At 58.5% G+C, this 15,885-nt stretch carries 20 protein-coding genes; 4 read left to right on the forward strand and 16 right to left on the reverse strand.

Annotated features, from left to right (window positions below; translation table 11 throughout):
• Positions 1-7: 7 nt before the first annotated feature.
• Together modB and modA are read right to left on the reverse strand one after the other, a co-directional pair.
• Positions 8-1,795, reverse strand: coding sequence for a molybdate ABC transporter permease subunit (gene modB / locus ACVWZG_RS10730; RefSeq protein ID WP_457406999.1), 1,788 nt, complete (start codon positions 1,793-1,795; stop codon positions 8-10).
• A 37-nt stretch (positions 1,796-1,832) separates the two neighbouring features.
• A complete protein-coding gene (modA, locus tag ACVWZG_RS10735) occupies positions 1,833-2,594 on the reverse strand; it encodes a molybdate ABC transporter substrate-binding protein (RefSeq protein WP_414407055.1) in 762 nt (253 codons plus the stop codon).
• Between the two features lie 258 nt (positions 2,595-2,852).
• Here modA and ACVWZG_RS10740 point away from each other — a divergent pair, with 258 nt between their 5' ends.
• Positions 2,853-3,065: a TOBE domain-containing protein gene (locus tag ACVWZG_RS10740; protein ID WP_457395323.1), complete on the forward strand. Its 213-nt coding sequence runs from the start codon at positions 2,853-2,855 to the stop codon at positions 3,063-3,065.
• A gap of 26 nt (positions 3,066-3,091) precedes the next feature.
• Here the strand turns inward: ACVWZG_RS10740 and ACVWZG_RS10745 are convergent, their stop codons facing one another.
• The 14 genes from ACVWZG_RS10745 to ACVWZG_RS10810 all read right to left on the reverse strand — a co-directional run bounded on the left by ACVWZG_RS10745 (position 3,092) and on the right by ACVWZG_RS10810 (position 12,101).
• Positions 3,092-4,744: a helix-turn-helix domain-containing protein gene (locus ACVWZG_RS10745; protein ID WP_457406997.1), complete on the reverse strand. Its 1,653-nt coding sequence runs from the start codon at positions 4,742-4,744 to the stop codon at positions 3,092-3,094.
• Between the two features lie 360 nt (positions 4,745-5,104).
• Complete coding sequence (locus tag ACVWZG_RS10750) at positions 5,105-5,362, reverse strand: hypothetical protein (protein ID WP_011432066.1); 258 nt, start codon at positions 5,360-5,362, stop codon at positions 5,105-5,107.
• Positions 5,363-5,456: 94 nt separating this feature from the next.
• Positions 5,457-5,834, reverse strand: a complete 378-nt coding sequence (locus ACVWZG_RS10755) for a ferrous iron transport protein A (RefSeq protein WP_011432067.1) — start codon at positions 5,832-5,834, stop codon at positions 5,457-5,459.
• A gap of 28 nt (positions 5,835-5,862) precedes the next feature.
• Complete coding sequence (locus tag ACVWZG_RS10760; protein WP_457403724.1) at positions 5,863-6,162, reverse strand: 2Fe-2S iron-sulfur cluster-binding protein; 300 nt, start codon at positions 6,160-6,162, stop codon at positions 5,863-5,865.
• Between the two features lie 42 nt (positions 6,163-6,204).
• Positions 6,205-6,570, reverse strand: a complete 366-nt coding sequence (nifW, locus tag ACVWZG_RS10765; protein WP_457395329.1) for a nitrogenase-stabilizing/protective protein NifW — start codon at positions 6,568-6,570, stop codon at positions 6,205-6,207.
• Positions 6,567-6,830: a CCE_0567 family metalloprotein gene (locus ACVWZG_RS10770; RefSeq protein ID WP_011430665.1), complete on the reverse strand. Its 264-nt coding sequence runs from the start codon at positions 6,828-6,830 to the stop codon at positions 6,567-6,569. Before ACVWZG_RS10770 ends, nifW begins: the two co-directional genes overlap by 4 nt.
• A gap of 66 nt (positions 6,831-6,896) precedes the next feature.
• Positions 6,897-7,352 carry a NifX-associated nitrogen fixation protein gene (locus tag ACVWZG_RS10775; protein WP_457395332.1) on the reverse strand — a complete coding sequence of 152 codons (456 nt, stop codon included), beginning with the start codon at positions 7,350-7,352 and terminating at the stop codon, positions 6,897-6,899.
• Between the two features lie 2 nt (positions 7,353-7,354).
• Positions 7,355-7,774, reverse strand: coding sequence for a nitrogen fixation protein NifX (gene nifX, locus ACVWZG_RS10780; RefSeq protein ID WP_414342057.1), 420 nt, complete (start codon positions 7,772-7,774; stop codon positions 7,355-7,357).
• Between the two features lie 81 nt (positions 7,775-7,855).
• Positions 7,856-9,193 carry a nitrogenase iron-molybdenum cofactor biosynthesis protein NifN gene (nifN, locus tag ACVWZG_RS10785; RefSeq protein ID WP_414419363.1) on the reverse strand — a complete coding sequence of 446 codons (1,338 nt, stop codon included), beginning with the start codon at positions 9,191-9,193 and terminating at the stop codon, positions 7,856-7,858.
• Positions 9,193-10,587 (reverse strand): nitrogenase iron-molybdenum cofactor biosynthesis protein NifE, encoded by a 1,395-nt coding sequence (nifE, locus tag ACVWZG_RS10790; protein WP_457406995.1) that lies wholly within the window; start codon positions 10,585-10,587, stop codon positions 9,193-9,195. Before nifE ends, nifN begins: the two co-directional genes overlap by 1 nt.
• The gene (locus ACVWZG_RS10795) at positions 10,578-10,937 is read right to left on the reverse strand and encodes a Mo-dependent nitrogenase C-terminal domain-containing protein (protein WP_011430660.1); all 360 of its coding nucleotides are present in this window, start codon (positions 10,935-10,937) and stop codon (positions 10,578-10,580) included. The genes nifE and ACVWZG_RS10795 overlap by 10 nt, the downstream gene beginning before the upstream one ends.
• A gap of 3 nt (positions 10,938-10,940) precedes the next feature.
• Positions 10,941-11,165, reverse strand: a complete 225-nt coding sequence (locus ACVWZG_RS10800) for a DUF2949 domain-containing protein (protein ID WP_011430659.1) — start codon at positions 11,163-11,165, stop codon at positions 10,941-10,943.
• Positions 11,166-11,207: 42 nt separating this feature from the next.
• Positions 11,208-11,753 carry a ferritin-like domain-containing protein gene (locus tag ACVWZG_RS10805; RefSeq protein ID WP_011430658.1) on the reverse strand — a complete coding sequence of 182 codons (546 nt, stop codon included), beginning with the start codon at positions 11,751-11,753 and terminating at the stop codon, positions 11,208-11,210.
• A 54-nt stretch (positions 11,754-11,807) separates the two neighbouring features.
• Positions 11,808-12,101, reverse strand: coding sequence for an Asr1405/Asl0597 family protein (locus ACVWZG_RS10810; protein WP_457395340.1), 294 nt, complete (start codon positions 12,099-12,101; stop codon positions 11,808-11,810).
• A gap of 773 nt (positions 12,102-12,874) precedes the next feature.
• On the opposite strand from ACVWZG_RS10810, the gene nifB reads away from it, so the two are divergent.
• From nifB to nifS, 3 genes are read left to right on the forward strand one after another with little or no spacing between them, the layout of a single operon-like run.
• Positions 12,875-14,311: a nitrogenase cofactor biosynthesis protein NifB gene (gene nifB, locus ACVWZG_RS10815; protein ID WP_414417548.1), complete on the forward strand. Its 1,437-nt coding sequence runs from the start codon at positions 12,875-12,877 to the stop codon at positions 14,309-14,311.
• A 25-nt stretch (positions 14,312-14,336) separates the two neighbouring features.
• Positions 14,337-14,630, forward strand: coding sequence for a ferredoxin III, nif-specific (fdxB, locus tag ACVWZG_RS10820; RefSeq protein WP_414332069.1), 294 nt, complete (start codon positions 14,337-14,339; stop codon positions 14,628-14,630).
• A gap of 34 nt (positions 14,631-14,664) precedes the next feature.
• A complete protein-coding gene (gene nifS, locus ACVWZG_RS10825) occupies positions 14,665-15,864 on the forward strand; it encodes a cysteine desulfurase NifS (protein WP_457406992.1) in 1,200 nt (399 codons plus the stop codon).
• Positions 15,865-15,885: the final 21 nt, after the last annotated feature.

The following is a 15,885-nucleotide window of genomic DNA, read 5'->3' on the forward strand; positions in this document are numbered from 1 at the left end:
TCCAGACTCAAAACACCCTCAGATGCCGGGGATCCAACTGCAGCCACCACGGGGATCCCCAAGTCTCCACCTCGCGCCAGCGCTCCCGCCACACCTCAGCTTGCAGGTGATAGTCCTGGCGGTGGGCAGGAGGACCGCCCAGCCTAAAGAAGAGAGTCAGTCGGTGGGGGGTCTCGCTCCACTTCACCAGCCAAGCCGGAAACGTGTTGGGCAGCTTCCCGTCGGGCCTGAAGGTGAGGTGGTGGGCGCGGATGGCGATGTATTCTCCCGCTGGGGATCCCTGTACCTGCAGCTCACAGCCCCAATCCAAGGCCAGCACCCGTTGAGGGCCCAGGAGCTTGGCCCGCGAGATGTTTTTGCAACCCGTCAGTTGCGCCACACTAAGGCAGGGGGGAGCCTCAAATAGCTGACGCTTGTCCCCCTGGGCAATGATTCGCCCCTGCTCCATTACAGCCAGATCCCCGCAGAGGCGGAAGGCTTCCTCAATGTTGTGGGTTACCAAAAGCGTGACTCCCTTGTAGTCGGCTAGGATTTCCCCCATCTCCTGCTCCAGTTGGCTGCGCAGGTGGGCATCCAAAGCAGAAAAAGGCTCATCCAGCAGCAAGATCTCCGGCTCAGAAGCCAAGGCTCGCGCCAGGGCCACCCGCTGCTGCTGTCCTCCGGAGAGCTCCGTGGGATAGCGGTTTTCCCAGCCCTTCAGCTTGACCAACCGCAGCTGGGCCTGGATCCGCTCTTGTTTTTCCGCTTCGCTCAAGCCCGCAGGGATCCCAAAAGCGATGTTCTGGGCGACGGTGAGATGGGGAAACAGAGCGTAGTTCTGGAAGATCACCCCTACCCGTCGCTGAGCGGGGGGCAGCCGGATCCCCTGTTCGGCGTCAAACAACGCCCGCTCGTTGAGCAAAATGCGCCCACCATCCGGGGTTTCGATCCCGGCAATGCAGCGCAAAAGTAGGCTTTTGCCGGATCCAGAGGCCCCCAGCAAGCCCAGGGGTCGCCCATCGCAGCTCAGTTGCGCCTGCAGCTCAAACTGGGGCAGCTTCTTGTCAATGTCCACCCAGAGGCGGGGGGCCGGAGTTGAGAAATCCAGATCCCTTCTGGCCAGAACCCGCAGGGGGCGAGGGGGAAGCTGCTGCAGAGGCTGTCGCTGAAACCAAAGGTTAACTGCCGTCATCACCCCCAAGGACAACCCCAAGACCAGGGCCGAGCTGATGGCCGCCCCCCGCATATCCCCCGCCTGAACGGCAAAGAAGATGGCCATGGACAGGGTTTGCGTGCGGCCTGGGATGTTGCCTGCCAGCATCAAGGTGGCGCCAAACTCCCCCAGAGCGCGAGCAAAACTGAGGGTAACCCCCGCTAGGATCCCCGGCAAGGCCAGTGGGATCAGCACCCGCGTAAAAATCTTGGCCCTACTTGCCCCCAGCGTGCGGGCTGCCGCCACCAGCGTCGGGTCGATCTGCTGGAAAGCTCCCAAAGCCGTGCGGTACATCAGGGGCAGGGCCACCACCGCTGCCGTGATCACCCCGGCATACCAGGTGAAGATGACCGACAAGTTCAGCGAGGCCAAAAGTTGTCCCAGAAGGGTTCGCCGGCCAAACAGCAGCAGCAACAGGAAGCCCACCATGGTGGGCGGCAACACCAGCGGCGCCAACAAGAGGGCCTCGATGAGAGAGCGCCAGCGACCTCGGTAGTGCAACATCCCGTAAGCCGCCAGCGTCCCCACCCCAAAGGTGATGCCCGTGGCCAAGCCGGCAATCCGTAGGGAGATCCAAAGCGGGGATAGGTCGTAGTCGCTCATTTGGAGTAACTCATCCGCGCCATTGCAGAGGGATCCCTCACAGGCGGATAAAGCCGTACTTCACAAACACCTCTGCTGCTTCTTCTGAGGTTAAAAACTCCAAGTAAGACTGTCCGGCGGGAGTATCGCGCACCAATGCCACCGGGTAGATAATTGGCGTAATGGGATCCGCCGTAGCCACTACTCGCACCCGATTTGAAAGCTGAGCATCCGAGGTAAACAGGATCCCAGCGTCAGCATTGCCCTGTTCTACCGCCGTTAAGATTTCCCGCACCGTGCTGGCAAACACCATCTTGGGCCGCAGCGTCTCAAACACCCCCGCCTCGGTGAGAATTTCCTGGGCATAGCGTCCGGCGGGCATGGCCTGCAGATCCCCAATGGACAGAACCCGGATCTCTTCCGCCACCAAGTCGGCAAAATCCTGAACCTTGGTTCTGGCATTGGCAGGCACAATTAGAGCCATGCGGTTGCTGAGAAGATCTCGCCGGGATCCCTCCACCAGCAGGTTTTGCTGGGCAAGGGCGTCCATAAAAGAGGCGGCTGCGAAAAATACCACGTCCAAAGGAGCCCCCTGCTCCACCTGTTGCTGGAGAGAGCCGGAATTGGCGAAGTTGTACTCAACCTTGATGTCGGGATAGCGGGCGGTGAACAACCGGTCGATTTCCGTTAAAGCCGGTTGCAAGCTCACCGCAGCCCCCACCAAAATGGGCTGAGATTGCGCCAAGCCGGGAGCCGACCCCCACCTCAAAGCCAGGGCGGCCAGGATCCCTAGGAATAACATTGCAGTTCTTCGTTTCATAGCCATTTTTCTTTGACCCGTGACAACTCTCAGAACAGGAAAATCCGCCAATGGTTCGGTGCTTTTGACTGTCGGAATTGGGTTGTAATTTGTATCTGTAGATACACACCTAGACTATCGGCAGCCATTCCTCCCCAGAGGCAACGATAAGCATCTGATAGTATTGAAACCAATGTTGAATGGCCATCCGGCAAGCTCCTCTCTTGTTCAGTTCGGTCAACACCCCTGTTGCTCTGCTTGTTCAACAAAGGAGAAGTCATGCAAATCAGCACTCGCAACTTGTTTAAAGGAACTGTAAAAAGCTTCCAGGTGGGCATGGTCAATGCCGAAATTGTTCTGGAAGTTGCACCAGGCATAGAAATAACAGCCATTATTTCTAAGCACTCTGCCGAACGGTTGGGTATAGCAGTTGGGAAAGAAGCGTATGCTGCCATCAAAGCCTCGGATGTGGTCATTGCCGTGGATGAGTGAGTGGATGAGTGAATTGAGTAACTGGCCTAGACTTGATGTTGCCTGGGATCCAAATACAGGGCTTTGATAAGGCGCTGGCGATCGTTTAGGCTGATCTGAAGCCGCCCATTCTCTACATCCCGCACCCAGCTCTGGCTGCGCCCCAGCCTCTGGGCCAATTCCCGCTGGCTGATTCCCTTTTGCTGGCGTGCCGCCGAGATATCCGCTCCACGCAAAGCTTTGCTTGAGGGGAAGTCTTTTGGGTTTTCGGGAGGGCCAGGGAGATCCGAGTCTGTTGCAACAGGCGCAGACTTTGCCCTACGCTGCCGCCGAGATCCCGATTCTCGGGTTGGGGATCTGGCTTCTTGAACTGCTTGACGATGCCAGTCGGAGGGCAGATGAAATCGTTGAATGCGAGCCTGCATCAAGAGTCCCCACTTGCCCCGCGGCCCGGCAGCCGTCAGCAAGCCACCGTTGTTGGCATCTTCAATCCAAAAGTTCAATGCCTCGTCCGCATCCTCGGGCACAGCTTCCAGGCGAGCCCACAGGGGTTGAATGGAAGAAGGATAGGTGAGGGGATCGAACTCCGGCTTGAGGCCGTAGTGGTTGAGAACCTCCAGATCGCTTTCAAAGGTGCGCACCAGCCGTTTGCGTTCTTGGAGATTGAGATAAGCTTCCTGCAGTCGCTCTTCCCCGTAGGCCACTCGCATCAGGGTGGGCACCGTCAGACGCTGTTGCCGCCCCATCCTCACTTTGAACAACAGCCACAGCAGCAGGCGCATGGCTCCTTCATGGTGTTGCCAATGGCTCATCACGGCCTGCAGCAGGGATAGGGGCAGGCTGCTGTACTGATAAAAGGCTTGCCCCTGGCGGCACCCTTGTCGATTGAGAAAGTACCGTGTCCATTCGCCGGGCTGAATCGCCCAAGTCAGGCCCACCAGATGGTTGCAGCCCTGCTCATCTTTTTGAAAGTGGCGATGCATCTTGAGCAGCCTCCACAGAGGGCCAGCCGGTACCGAAAACCCCTTCACCCGCCCCTGATCCGGCCAATCGATGGAGACTTGAATCCGACAGAGCTGCTCTATCCAGGTCATGAACAGGTGGAGACGGGTCATCTTGCTCAGATCTTTACGTTTATCCCAGCCCAAATAGGACTCCAATTGTGAGTCGGTGAAAACAAAGGATTCCTTCCAGGGGCTATCCAACCCGGCGGCATAGGCAGCAAAAATAAGATGCAAACAGGCAGTTCGCACATCGATCGGAGCACTTTGTGGGATCCCGTCCAAACATAGAGTTAGGGTCAGAGATCCCTGGTTGTGGCCAACAGATTTCTGATAGCAAACCTGGTTATCTCCCTGCTTTTGCAGATTGAGAGATTGAAATTGAGATAGGAAATTGCAAGCTTCCCAGACCACAATTGACGAAGCAAAAGCCTGGCTATGGCCGTTCAAAAATAGAGGTGGACTGCTGCGAATGCGGGCCGTGACCGTGCGGTTGCGCCCCTTCATGGCTTCATAAGGCTGCGGGGCAGAACCGGGACACAGGCTAACGCACTGAGGTTCTGGGAAGAAACCTTCGCAGTCATTGCACAACAGAGGATTAATCCAGTATTCCCCATCCTGAACAACAATAGCTTTCGTAGGACAGCTATCTACACAAGCGTGGCAACCGATACAATCCCCTGAGATTTGATAAGCCATAGCCCTCAAACTCCATAACGTTTCCCTGTAGCTCTCCCTCGTTCACACCTGCTATCGGTTCACACCTGCTATCGCATCTGCGCAACCCTAAACCCGGCCATGGAGACCTTCCTCGCAAAGCCGTGGCAGCCCGGCGAGAGACCTTAGTTTAAGGTCTGTTTCCTAAGCTCAATTCGTGAACTGGATTGAACGATACCTCAAAAGATCCCCGGCAGGCCAGGGAGATTTGGTCTAGGGTGAACCTTCTGGAAAGCTTTGTTTTCTCTTAACTTCTAATGTTTGCAGTGAACTTTTGAGATGGCTTTGCAGGCTACTCCTCCCCCCTTGAGAGCCTTTTAGGGATCCGAACTGCAGCAAGTGTCAGGCAAAACGCTCAATAACCAAGCCGACACAAGGTCGTCCGCCCACCCAATACGTCGATTCATCGGCAAGGTTGTGGCTTGGCTCTAGATGCCAACCCAAGGGATTGGGTTCTAGCTCCAGCGCCCGCACGATTTCTTCTGGGCTGAGCCCTGTGCAGAGTTGAATGTGTTGCAACTTGGGAAATGGCTTTTCCACAAGGCTAAGCTCTTCAGCAGCTTTAAGGATGGAGCCCAGGTGTAGCAAACAGGTGTTCATAGCTTTGCTCCCAAATCAAGATAGATTATGAAGAGATGTGCTTACCTTGAGTGTCTCTCATTGCAAGTTAAAAATTGGATAAATAGACTACATTTTAGAAGGCTCTTGGCAAATTTAAGATTGTTTTCTTATTCGGTTCTTGGGTAGACATCAAGGCGCAACGGGGATCCATGTAAACCCAGATGGGTTTAGCTAAATGAGCAGGAAGGGAAAGTTGGCCACTGGGTAGGAGTAGGATCCACTCAGGGTGACGTTGGATAACCTGGAGATAGGTACCTGGAGTGAGACCCATTTGCTGCAATTGGGCGCAAGCAGCTTCGGATCCGCGCAGTTGGTAGATGCGACCTTCTTCTCCAACCTTCATGAGTTGGAGAGGAGATATGGTTATTGAGATCTTAGGGACGGTGGGCGGTGCCAACATATAGGGATCCCTAATCTTAGAAGAGGCCATTTGAGCCTTGCCCGAGTCCATTTGCGAGCAGCTTGAAAGCAGCGATCTATCAAACCAAGTAAGCTTCCTGGTGGGTACGAATTGTACAACTGGAGCGAGGTCTGGCCACACAGAGCAGCACAAATCCTTTGGCTATTTGCTCCTCATCCAGAAAGGTTTGCTCCGATTGATCGACTTCTCCTTCTACCACTTTGGCCACGCAAGAGGAACAACTACCGGAGCGGCAGGAAGAGGGCAAGTCCACATCTTGATCCTCAGCCGCTTCTAGGATGGTCGAATCTTCATCTACTGAGATATAGGTATCAAGCTGTCGTTTTAGGTTAACCAAGTGAACTGTGTAGGTAGCCATGATGGAGTCTCCAGAGAGCTGACGAGGGGTAAACAAGGGAGCTTAGGCAGGGATCCCAGGGCTGCATTCGCCCCGCTCTCCCGAAGAGCTGCAGCCGGCACAGCCGCCGACAGCATCTGGACAACCGTAGTCTTGAAAGACTCGGAATAGCTTCTCCTGCTGCGGAGTAGAGGTGAGAAAGGTTTGGTACGCTTTTTCCAGCGCTTGCCGAGCTTGCTCCAATCGCTCTTCTTCGCTGCCCTGGAAACACTCCAGAGGGCCTAGATACTGAGCGAATTTGCGTAAGATATGCAGGCGATTCACGTTGACCACCCGCGGATCGTAGGGGAGCTCGAAAAAAGCGAAATAATCCTCGGCATTGACTAGGGCTTGGAAGTCTTTCCAACGGCGGTTGTGGTTCCAACTCATCGGCAGGTCTCCAGGGTTTTCAAGCGTTGTCTGAGGGTGTGCAGCCGGGCAAACAGGGCATAGGTGCGGGCTGCCAAGTCGGGGAGTCGCTCGAACCCGTCGGGTAGCCCCTCGGCCAGATCGTGCAGATCCATTTTCAGTTGGCCTGCTTTGCTGTTTAGTCGTTTGATCTCGCTGCGGAGCTGGTCGGCAGACAGGTGTTCAAAGGGCTCGAAATCCAGGCCGTTCACAACATTCTCAACGTCACTCTCATTCAACATGGGCAAGGCACTCCTAATTGCTGAAGAAAAAGAAGAAAAAATGGCTGCCGGGACGGAGACAAGCGGCTACAGCCGGCCCACCTCGGGGTAGGTTCGGGCCAGTTGGATCCCTTTGTCGATAAGGGCAGTAGCTTTTTCAGTGAGCTGTTCGAGAGACTCGAAACCGAAGCGATGGGCGTCTCGCAGGGTGTTGACCACCAACAACAGCCGCCCCGAGAAGACCAGCACCCAACCAAAACCTTCACTGTTGAGATCCAGCACCACCTGAGCCAGGAGGCCCGTCTCCTTTTCGATCAGGGCGGCAATGGCGCGGTAGTAGATGAGGATGCGGCTCCGCACTGCCGGATCCACCTCCCCTTCCAGGGATATTTGGCGCTTCTGGGCTTTGGTGACGACAAAGGGCTTGAGCAGCAACTCATCCCTCCAGGTGCGGTAGGTGCCGTAGGGATCCGCCGCCCGCAGCTGGCGGACGATCTCCTGCAGGATGGGGCTGGTCGAGCGGGAAAGAGGGGTAACCGTCATGGCTAAACCTCCGCAGGGGAAGTAGAGGGATTTGGGGCTTCGGCTTTGCGGGCGCGCTCGGCCAAGAGCACTTTGCGCAGCCAGGGGGGAGGATTGTGCAGGGTGGTTACCAGGCGCTGCAACAAGCTCTCGATGGATTCTTCTTCCGACTGCACTTTGATGGGGGTGATGCGGCGGTTGATCAGGCGGGCGGCGGCACTGCTGCCAATGGCAGCCACGTAGATGAGGGTGACATCGGCCAAAGCCTGCAGCTTGGGCACCAGCTTGTCCTCGTTGCCATCTGCCTCCAAGTTGCCCCCAAAGGTGAGGGTCTTACAAAATCGGTAGCCTTCGGGGGTGACTTCGTAGAGGTCGATCTGGTTGGCCCAGCCAAAGTGGGCATTGACGTGCTTGCCGTCGCGGGTTGTAAAGGCCACTTGCATAGGCGTTCTCCTTAGAAACGTGAACTTGAGGGTTTGGGGGAGCTAGGGGCACTTGGGCTGCCCTTCGAAGCTCTGGATCCCTTAGAATCCCTGCCTAGAAACCTGGGGTGGGCTGGGGTGACGGGCTTCCTCCTGCTCCATCAGCAGGTTGCCGACGGCAAACAGTTGGGATAGGGTGCCGCGATAGCCCACCTGACAGATGTGGTTGGCCCCCAGCCGGTCGAAGATAGGGATCCCCATCCGATGCACCGGGATCCCCAGCCGCTTGCCTAGGCGCGCCGCGTGGGAGTTGCCCACCAGCAGGTCGGCCCCGGGTGCCAGCTCCTCCAGATCCCCCAGATCCCCCACCCGCACTGCCTCAATGGGAAGGGTGCTCAAGTGGGGATCCGGTGTGGGGCTGATGGCCGCTTGGATCTGGCAGCCCATATCCAGCAGCCAGTCCACCCACCCCCAGAGCAGATCGGCTTCCAGGGCCAGGGCAATCCGCTGGTTGCCGAAGAAAAAGTGGCAGTCCAGGAGGGCATCCTGGACTTGGCTGCGCTGGCGGCGGTAGCGCAGGGGCACCGGCTGTTGGCTGTAGTCGGCCAAGGTTGCCAAAAAGGGATCCACAGCCTTGAGGCCGGTTAGGTGGGGAAAAGCCCGATAGGGGGTGCCGAAACGCTGGGCCAGGAGCTGGGCGACAGGGCGCATGCTCTCCCCAATGGCCAAGGTGAGGCCGGATCGCCCCAGCTGCCGCAGTTGCTCGAGGCTGGTGCCGCCGTCCGGGGTTGCCCTAAAGCCAGTGCCCAAGTGGCCATCTAGGGAGCCTGAGAGATCCGGCACCAAGATTGGCTCCAGGCCAAAAGCTTCCACCATTTCCTTGATCTCCTGGGCATCGGCGGGGGTGAGGGCAGGCCCGCACAGCACCGTTACCTGAGCAGGGTGGACGGATCCCGACGGCGGCTCTGGCAAGGTGCTGACCAAGCTGTGGACAGCGATGGCATAGCCGTCCTGCAGGGATCCTTTAAAGTCAGGCGTGGAGGCCAAGACGATGGGCAGATCCTGCAATTGCGGCTGGCGTCGGCGCAGCTCCCGCAGGATGCGCGGCATATCGTCCCCGCGGGTTTCCGTGAGGCCGGTGGTCAGAAGACCAATCAGCTCCGGCTGGGCCTTCTCCACCAAGGTGAGGATGGCAGCTTCGACATTCTCCTCCCCCCCCAAGATGGTGTCCACTTCGGACATGGCAGTGGTGGACATGGGAATGGCCTCGCGGAAATGACGTACCAGCAGCGCTTTGGCAAAGGCCGTACAGCCTTGGGAACCGTGGAAGAGCGGCAGACAGCCCTTGATCCCCAGAAAGGCCAGGGCCGCTCCCAGCGGAGCGCTGAGTTTGAGGGGGTTGACGCTGAGAGGCTTGCGTTCTTGGATGAGCTGGGCCATCATCCCACCTCCTCTTCGGCTGGAGTCTCCCAGGGGGCAGGCCGTCGCAACTGCTCCCAGATGGGGCTGTGGAGGGCAGCATCGATTTCCCGCGCCAAGTTCACCAGGCCGCGATAGCCGGCATAAGCGTGGTGCCGCTCCTGGTTGATGTCCAGAAAGGGGATGCGGGCCTTGAGGGCGGTGTACTGGTTGCGTCCGCCGGCGATGAGCAAGTCCGCCTTCGTGCGCCTCACCACTTGGAGCAGCTCTTGGGGGCTGCCCTTGTCCAGGAGAATGCCCTCTTGGCCGAGCAGCTCGCGGATGCGGGCTTTGTCTTCTTCGGTGCTTTTGCGGGTGCTGGTGGCCGTTACCTGCATCCCCAGATCTCGAGCGGCGGAGATGATCGACCAACTTTTCACCCCGCCGGTATAAAGGACAACTCGTTTGCCCGCCAGCCGCTGCCGGTAGGGGGCCAAAGCCGCCTCAGCGGCGCGAGTTTCTCGCTCGATGAGGGCCTCGGTACGCTCCTGCAGTTGCGGATCCTTCAGCCCTTGGGCAATGGCCCTTAGGCAGTGGTTCATCTCCTGCAGCCCGTAAAAGGAAGCCTCGATGTAGGGGATCCCGTAGCGCTCCTGCATCTTGCGGCCCACATTGAGCAGGGCTTTGGCGCAGATGAGGACGTTCAGCTTGGCCCGGTGGGCGGTACAGATCTCGCGGTAGCGGCCATCGCCGGTGATCTTGGCCAAGATGCGGATCCCCAGCTCGTCAAACAGAGGCAAGACATCCCACAGCTCGCCGGCAATGTTGTACTCGCCGATGAGGTTAATGTCGCGGCGGGTGGTGTATTCCGGGGAGGCGGTGCCGATCACATAGTCCAGCAGCGCTTCTCCGGCCAGACGGTTGCCTAGGTTTTTGCTGCCCACAAAGCCGGGCGCATTCACCGGAATGACTGGGATCCCAAGCTGGCGGCTGGCCCGCTGACACACGGCCTCCACATCGTCGCCAATGAGGGCAGTTACACAAGTGAGATAGACAAAAATGGCGGCAGGCTGGTATTTGGCCTGCAAGTCAAGGATGGCCTGGAACAGCTTCTCCTCCCCCCCGAAGATGATCTCGTTCTCGCTCAGATCGGTGGTGAAGCCCACCCGATAAAGCTGGGGGCCAGAAGAGAGGCTGCCCCGCGTCCCCCAAGAGTTGCCGCTGCAGGCGATTGGCCCATGTACTAGATGGGCGGCATCGGCGATCGGCACCAGGGCAATCGAAGCCCCGTCAAAGGCACAGCCTCCCTGCGCTCCTCCTGGCTTGGCTTGCTCGGCACAGACTTTGTTTTTGCCTTTGCCGTCTTTCTTGTGGTTGTGCTCGCAGGCGGTCTCGTTGAGCAGCTCCGCCACTTTAGTCCGGCTGATCAAGGGCATGATGGGATCTCCTGAGAAGAGGGGGGCTGGGGTTGAGCCGCAGCTTCGGCCAGATAAGCCGCCGCCCGTAGCCGCAGGGCGATGATCTCCTCGTAGAGGGGGTTGATGCGACAGAGGGCCGGAATGTGGACGGTGCGGGATCCCAGCCGAATATCCCGCTCAAAGGGGCAGGAAGCCGGGATCAAACGGCAAATCCAACGGGCCTGCCGGGATCCCCGAATTTCAATGCTGTTGAGCCAGCGGCGCGGCCACTTCAGGGCGGATCTGAAAATTGAGTTCAAAACCAGGCCGAGCCATCCCAAAGGGTTGCCGACTCTGGGAAAGGGAAGAGAAGGGTAGGGATAAGTCATGGCTTAAACCTCCGAATGGGTAGAATTGGTAACAAGAGGAGGGGGAGCACACCATTCAAAAATCTGCTCCAGTTGCTCCAAGGAAATCAGCCCGTAATGCCAAAGAATCATGGGCAAAGGGCCCTGTTCACACCCATGCCGTTTCAGGGCGAAGGTGAGGGCGGATTCCGGGATCCCAAGCTCAACTTGCAAAAACTGCAGCAGCGGCGCCCGATCGGGGGTAAGCATGGCAGAGTCTCCCAAAACGAGGGGTAGGCGTAGATGGGCAAGCTAGGATGGGGACAAGCCCAAAACCAAGCTGTCGGCAGCCAGAAAGTGGGCCAGGTGAAAGGCCCGTTCTTCCGTCCGCAGCAAAATCTGCTCGTAGAGGTGACGGGTGGCGCGATCCCCAACACTTTCCGCCAGAGCCGCCTGGCGACGCAGCAGATCGATTAGGCTTTGCTCGGCCCGCAAATCCGCTTCCAGCATGGGCCGCACGGCCAATGCATCGTCCCCTTCCGGGCTGAAGCAGCACAGCTCCGCCAGCTTGGCAAAGCTGGAGGCCGGGATCCCACCCAGGCCGTTCAGGCGCTCCCCCACCTCATGGGCGTGGTTCTGAACTTCCTGTAGACTTTCGTTGAAAAATTGATGAATTGAGTAGAACTCTGCTCCTTCGACAACCAGATGGTGCTTCAGATACTGCAAATACAGCCCCTGAAGACTGGCCCAAACTAGGTTGAGGCCCTCGCAGATGGGAACCGTGATCTCCCGTCCCAGGTGAACGGGGTTGTCTCGGACTTGTTGGAAGGAGCGAGTTGAGGGGGATGGAGTGCTCATTGGCGCTACCAAAACGAGGTGAACAGGAGAAGCAAGAAGGCAAACGGCAGAGGTTCAGGGGCGGTCATCCCCTCCTGCAGATCTCTCAGGGGGATCCCAGGTTTGGAGAGACCAGCAGCGATCCAACCAACTCAGCCAGCCAGAGCGGTTGAGGGTGAAAAGGCGGAGCACACTGTGGACGAGGAGGGCTTCGGTGGGGGTGCGAATCATCACCCACAGTTGGCCGGTCGGGGTACAGCCACAGGTCAAATCCAGCTCCTGCAGACGGTAGAGAATCCGCCAGCGATCGCAACGGGGCACCTGCAGCACTTCAGCCGTTTTCGGTGGGGGAGAAACAAGGGGGGACATAAGCTCACCGGTTGGGAAGCAGGGGGCGAGTCTCAACAGAGGGGCAGAACCGTTGGGGTTCTGTTCCCCCGCTTATATCCCCCGCTTATAGCAAGCGGCTGCAGGGGCTCAGGCTTGGCAGCGGGCGATCAGGATTGATTGAGTTATTGCCGATGTACTCAAACCCTGGAAGCTTGGCCCAGAGGGCAAAAAAAGTTTTTCTGAGGGCAGGGGGTTGAGTCTTTTGCCCGCAGGGATCCGGTATTTTTGGGGAAGGGTATGGGTATTTGAGCGAGTACATCCCCCCTGTCACAACAAGAAAGTCCGACGGCCTGCCGCCGCAATAGTCTTCACTTCCTTGGCGAGGACTTTGCCCCAGGGGGATCTTTCCTCAAACTCAAACGGCTATTTTCAATACACTTTTGGGCTGATACGATATTAAATCGTAGCAATTGATGCAAAACGCAGCCGAGGCTGCGGCGCTTGAGTGCATCTGAGCAGATTTTTAGTATTTCTTAAGCATTGCCCCAAGCCCTTGTCGAATCAGGGATTCCGGGGATCCTCCCCACAGCCGGATCCCCCGCCCCTTTGGGTCAAAATACGGCATCCCCGGCCTTGAAAAACCAGACCCTTGACCCCTAAAAAAAGTTGGATTTGGCCTGCCATTAGGCTTTGCAGGTCTTGAGTACAAAGCCAATAAACTCGATCAGTTCTACCGGGCTGAGTGCAACGGAGCGGGCAGAGGGCGGTTGATATAACCGCCAGTAACGTTCTATCCCCTGGTTGACCCCACTATGCCGCCCCTTTCAACTCCGCCCCGCCAGGGATCCCCTTCCCCATCGGCCTGCGCTTGCAGCAGCAGCCCCCGCCAGGCCCTCCCCCCTCATCTGCAGCAGCGCATCGCCACCCATCCCTGCTACAGCGAAGCGGCTCACCATCACTACGCCCGCATGCACGTGGCGGTAGCCCCCGCCTGCAACATCCAGTGCAACTACTGCAACCGCAAGTTCGACTGTGCCAACGAGAGCCGGCCCGGTGTGGTCAGCGAGCTGCTTACCCCGGCGGAAGCCGCCCACAAAGTGCTGGTGATTGCCGGCAAGATCCCGCAACTGACGGTGGTGGGCATTGCTGGGCCTGGGGATCCCTTGGCCAACCCCAAGCAAACCTTCGAGACCTTTGCCCGCATCGCCGAGAAAGCTCCGGATCTCAAGCTTTGCCTTTCCACCAACGGCCTGATGTTGCCGGACTACATCGACGAGATCAAACGGCTGAACATCGACCACGTCACCCTGACCATCAACATGGTGGATCCAGAGATCGGAGCCAAGATCTACCCCTGGATCCGCTGGCGGCGCAAGCGCATTCGAGGGGTGGAGGCAGCCCGCATCCTGCACGAACGGCAGATGGAAAGCCTGGATCTGCTGCGGGAGGCAGACATCCTCTGCAAAGTCAACTCCGTTCTCATTCCCGGCATCAACGACACCCACCTCTTGGAAGTGAACCGGGTGATCCAGGAGAAAGGGGCTTTCTTGCACAACATCATGCCCCTGATCTCGGCGCCCGAACACGGCACTTACTTCGGCCTCATCGGCCAGCGGGGCCCCACCCCTCAGGAATTGAAAGCCCTGCAAGATCGGTGCTCCGGCAACATGCGGATGATGCGCCACTGTCGCCAGTGTCGGGCGGACGCGGTGGGCCTGCTGGGGGAAGACCGCAGCCAAGAGTTCACCAAGGAGCGCTTTATGCAGATGACCCCCGAATACGACCCCGAAAAACGCCGCCAGGTCCAGGCAAGCATTGCCCAACTGCAAGCTCAGCAGCAGTCAACCCCAACCCACTGGACAGCCGACCTGCCTCCCGACAGCCCCTCCATCCTGGTGGCCGTAGCCAGCAAAGGCGGCGGCCTGGTCAATCGCCACTTCGGCCATGCACGGGAGTTTTTGATCTACGAGGTCAACGCCCGTGGGGCGCAGTTTGTCGGCCACCGCAAGATCCCGCAGTACTGCCACGGGGGATCCGGGGAGGACAACAACCTAGAGCAAATCCTGGATCTCATCAGGGATTGCCGAGCCGTGCTGGTCTCCAAGATCGGCGATTGCCCCATGAAGCGTATTCGCGAGGCCGGCATCGAAGTGGTGGAAGACTACGACCTCATTGAAACGGTGGCCCTCAAGTTTTACCGCACCTGGTTGGTCAACCAGGCCCTGGACAGCAAATCTTCCCGATCTTGAGACCTCATCTTTTGGAGACGCGGCCATGGCTACTGTAACTGCTCTCACCAAAGGCGGACTGCCCTGGATCCCACAGTTTATCGAAAGCCTGGATATCACCCGCTGCCTCGGCTGTAGCCGTTGCCTCAAGGTCTGTGGCCGTGGTGTGTTTGCCCTCAGAGCCCTCAACGAAGACGGCGAGTTTGTCGACAACGAAGAGGAAGAGGAAAGCGAGCGTAAGGTGATGACCATCCTCAACGCTGCCCTCTGCATCGGCTGTCAGGCTTGCGCCCGCATTTGCCCAAAGCAGTGCCATTCTCACGCTCCGCAAGCCGTTTAACTTTGCCCAACCCCTATCTTGTACCGGAGCCTGTATGAACCCTGTGATCTACCTGGACAACAACGCCACTACCGCCGTGGATCCCCTGGTTCTGGAGGCGATGCTGCCCTATTTGCAGACCTTCTACGGCAACCCCTCCTCGATGCACAGTTTTGGCGGCCAGGTGGGGCGTGCCCTCAACCAAGCCCGCGAACAGGTGGCAGCCCTTCTGGGAGCCGACCCGACGGAGATCGTCTTCACCAGTGGCGGCACCGAAGGCAACACCACGGCCATTTATGCAGCCTTGGCAGCCCAACCCCAGAAGCGCCACATCATCACCACGCAGGTAGAGCACGCCTCGGTGCTCAACGTCTGCAAGCACCTGGAAAAACAAGGCTACCGCGTCACCTACCTCTCGGTGGATGAGCAAGGCTGCCTGGACTTGCTGGAGTTGGAAGCAGCCCTGACCGGCGATACTGCCCTGGTGAGCTGCATGGCCGCCAACAACGAGACGGGCGTGCTTTTCCCCATCGAGGCGGTGGGATCCCTGGCTCGCAGCTATGGGGCTGTTGTCCATGTGGACGCAGTACAGGCGGTGGGCAAGATCCCTCTCGATCTGCAGCGCCTGCCGGTGGATCTCCTCACCCTTTCCGGGCACAAGCTGCATGCCCCCAAGGGGATCGGCGCTCTCTATGTGCGGCGGGGCTTGCGCTTCCGTTCTCTGTTGCTGGGAGGGCATCAGGAGCGAGGCCGCCGCGCCGGGACGGAAAATGTGCCGGGCATCATCGCCCTGGGCAAAGCGGCTGAGCTGGCCCAAGCCCACCTGGGGGATCCCCATGAGCGGCTGCTGCGGGATCGCCTGGAGCAGGGCTTGCTGCAGCGGATCCCGGATGTCCAGGTTAACGGCCACCCCACTCAGCGGCTGCCCAACACCACCAACCTGGGCTTCAAGTTCGTGGAAGGGGAAGCGATCCTCTTCTGGCTGAACAAATACGGCATCTGCGCCTCCTCCGGCTCCGCCTGCACTTCCGGATCCCTGGAACCCTCCCATGTGCTGCGGGCCATGCGCCTGCCCTACACCGTTTTGCACGGCTCGATCCGCTTCAGCCTCTCCCGCTTTACCCAGCCGGCAGAGGTGGAGCGGGTGCTGGAGGTTTTGCCGGGGATCATCGAGCATTTGCGGGCCATCTCCCCCTTCAGCCACGAGGCGGAAGACTGGCTGCAACAGCAGGAGCGGGAACTGGCTCGCCGCTGACCCCCCTCAAACTCATCTTCC

It is taken from the genome of Thermostichus sp. OS-CIW-33 (genome assembly GCF_054059615.1).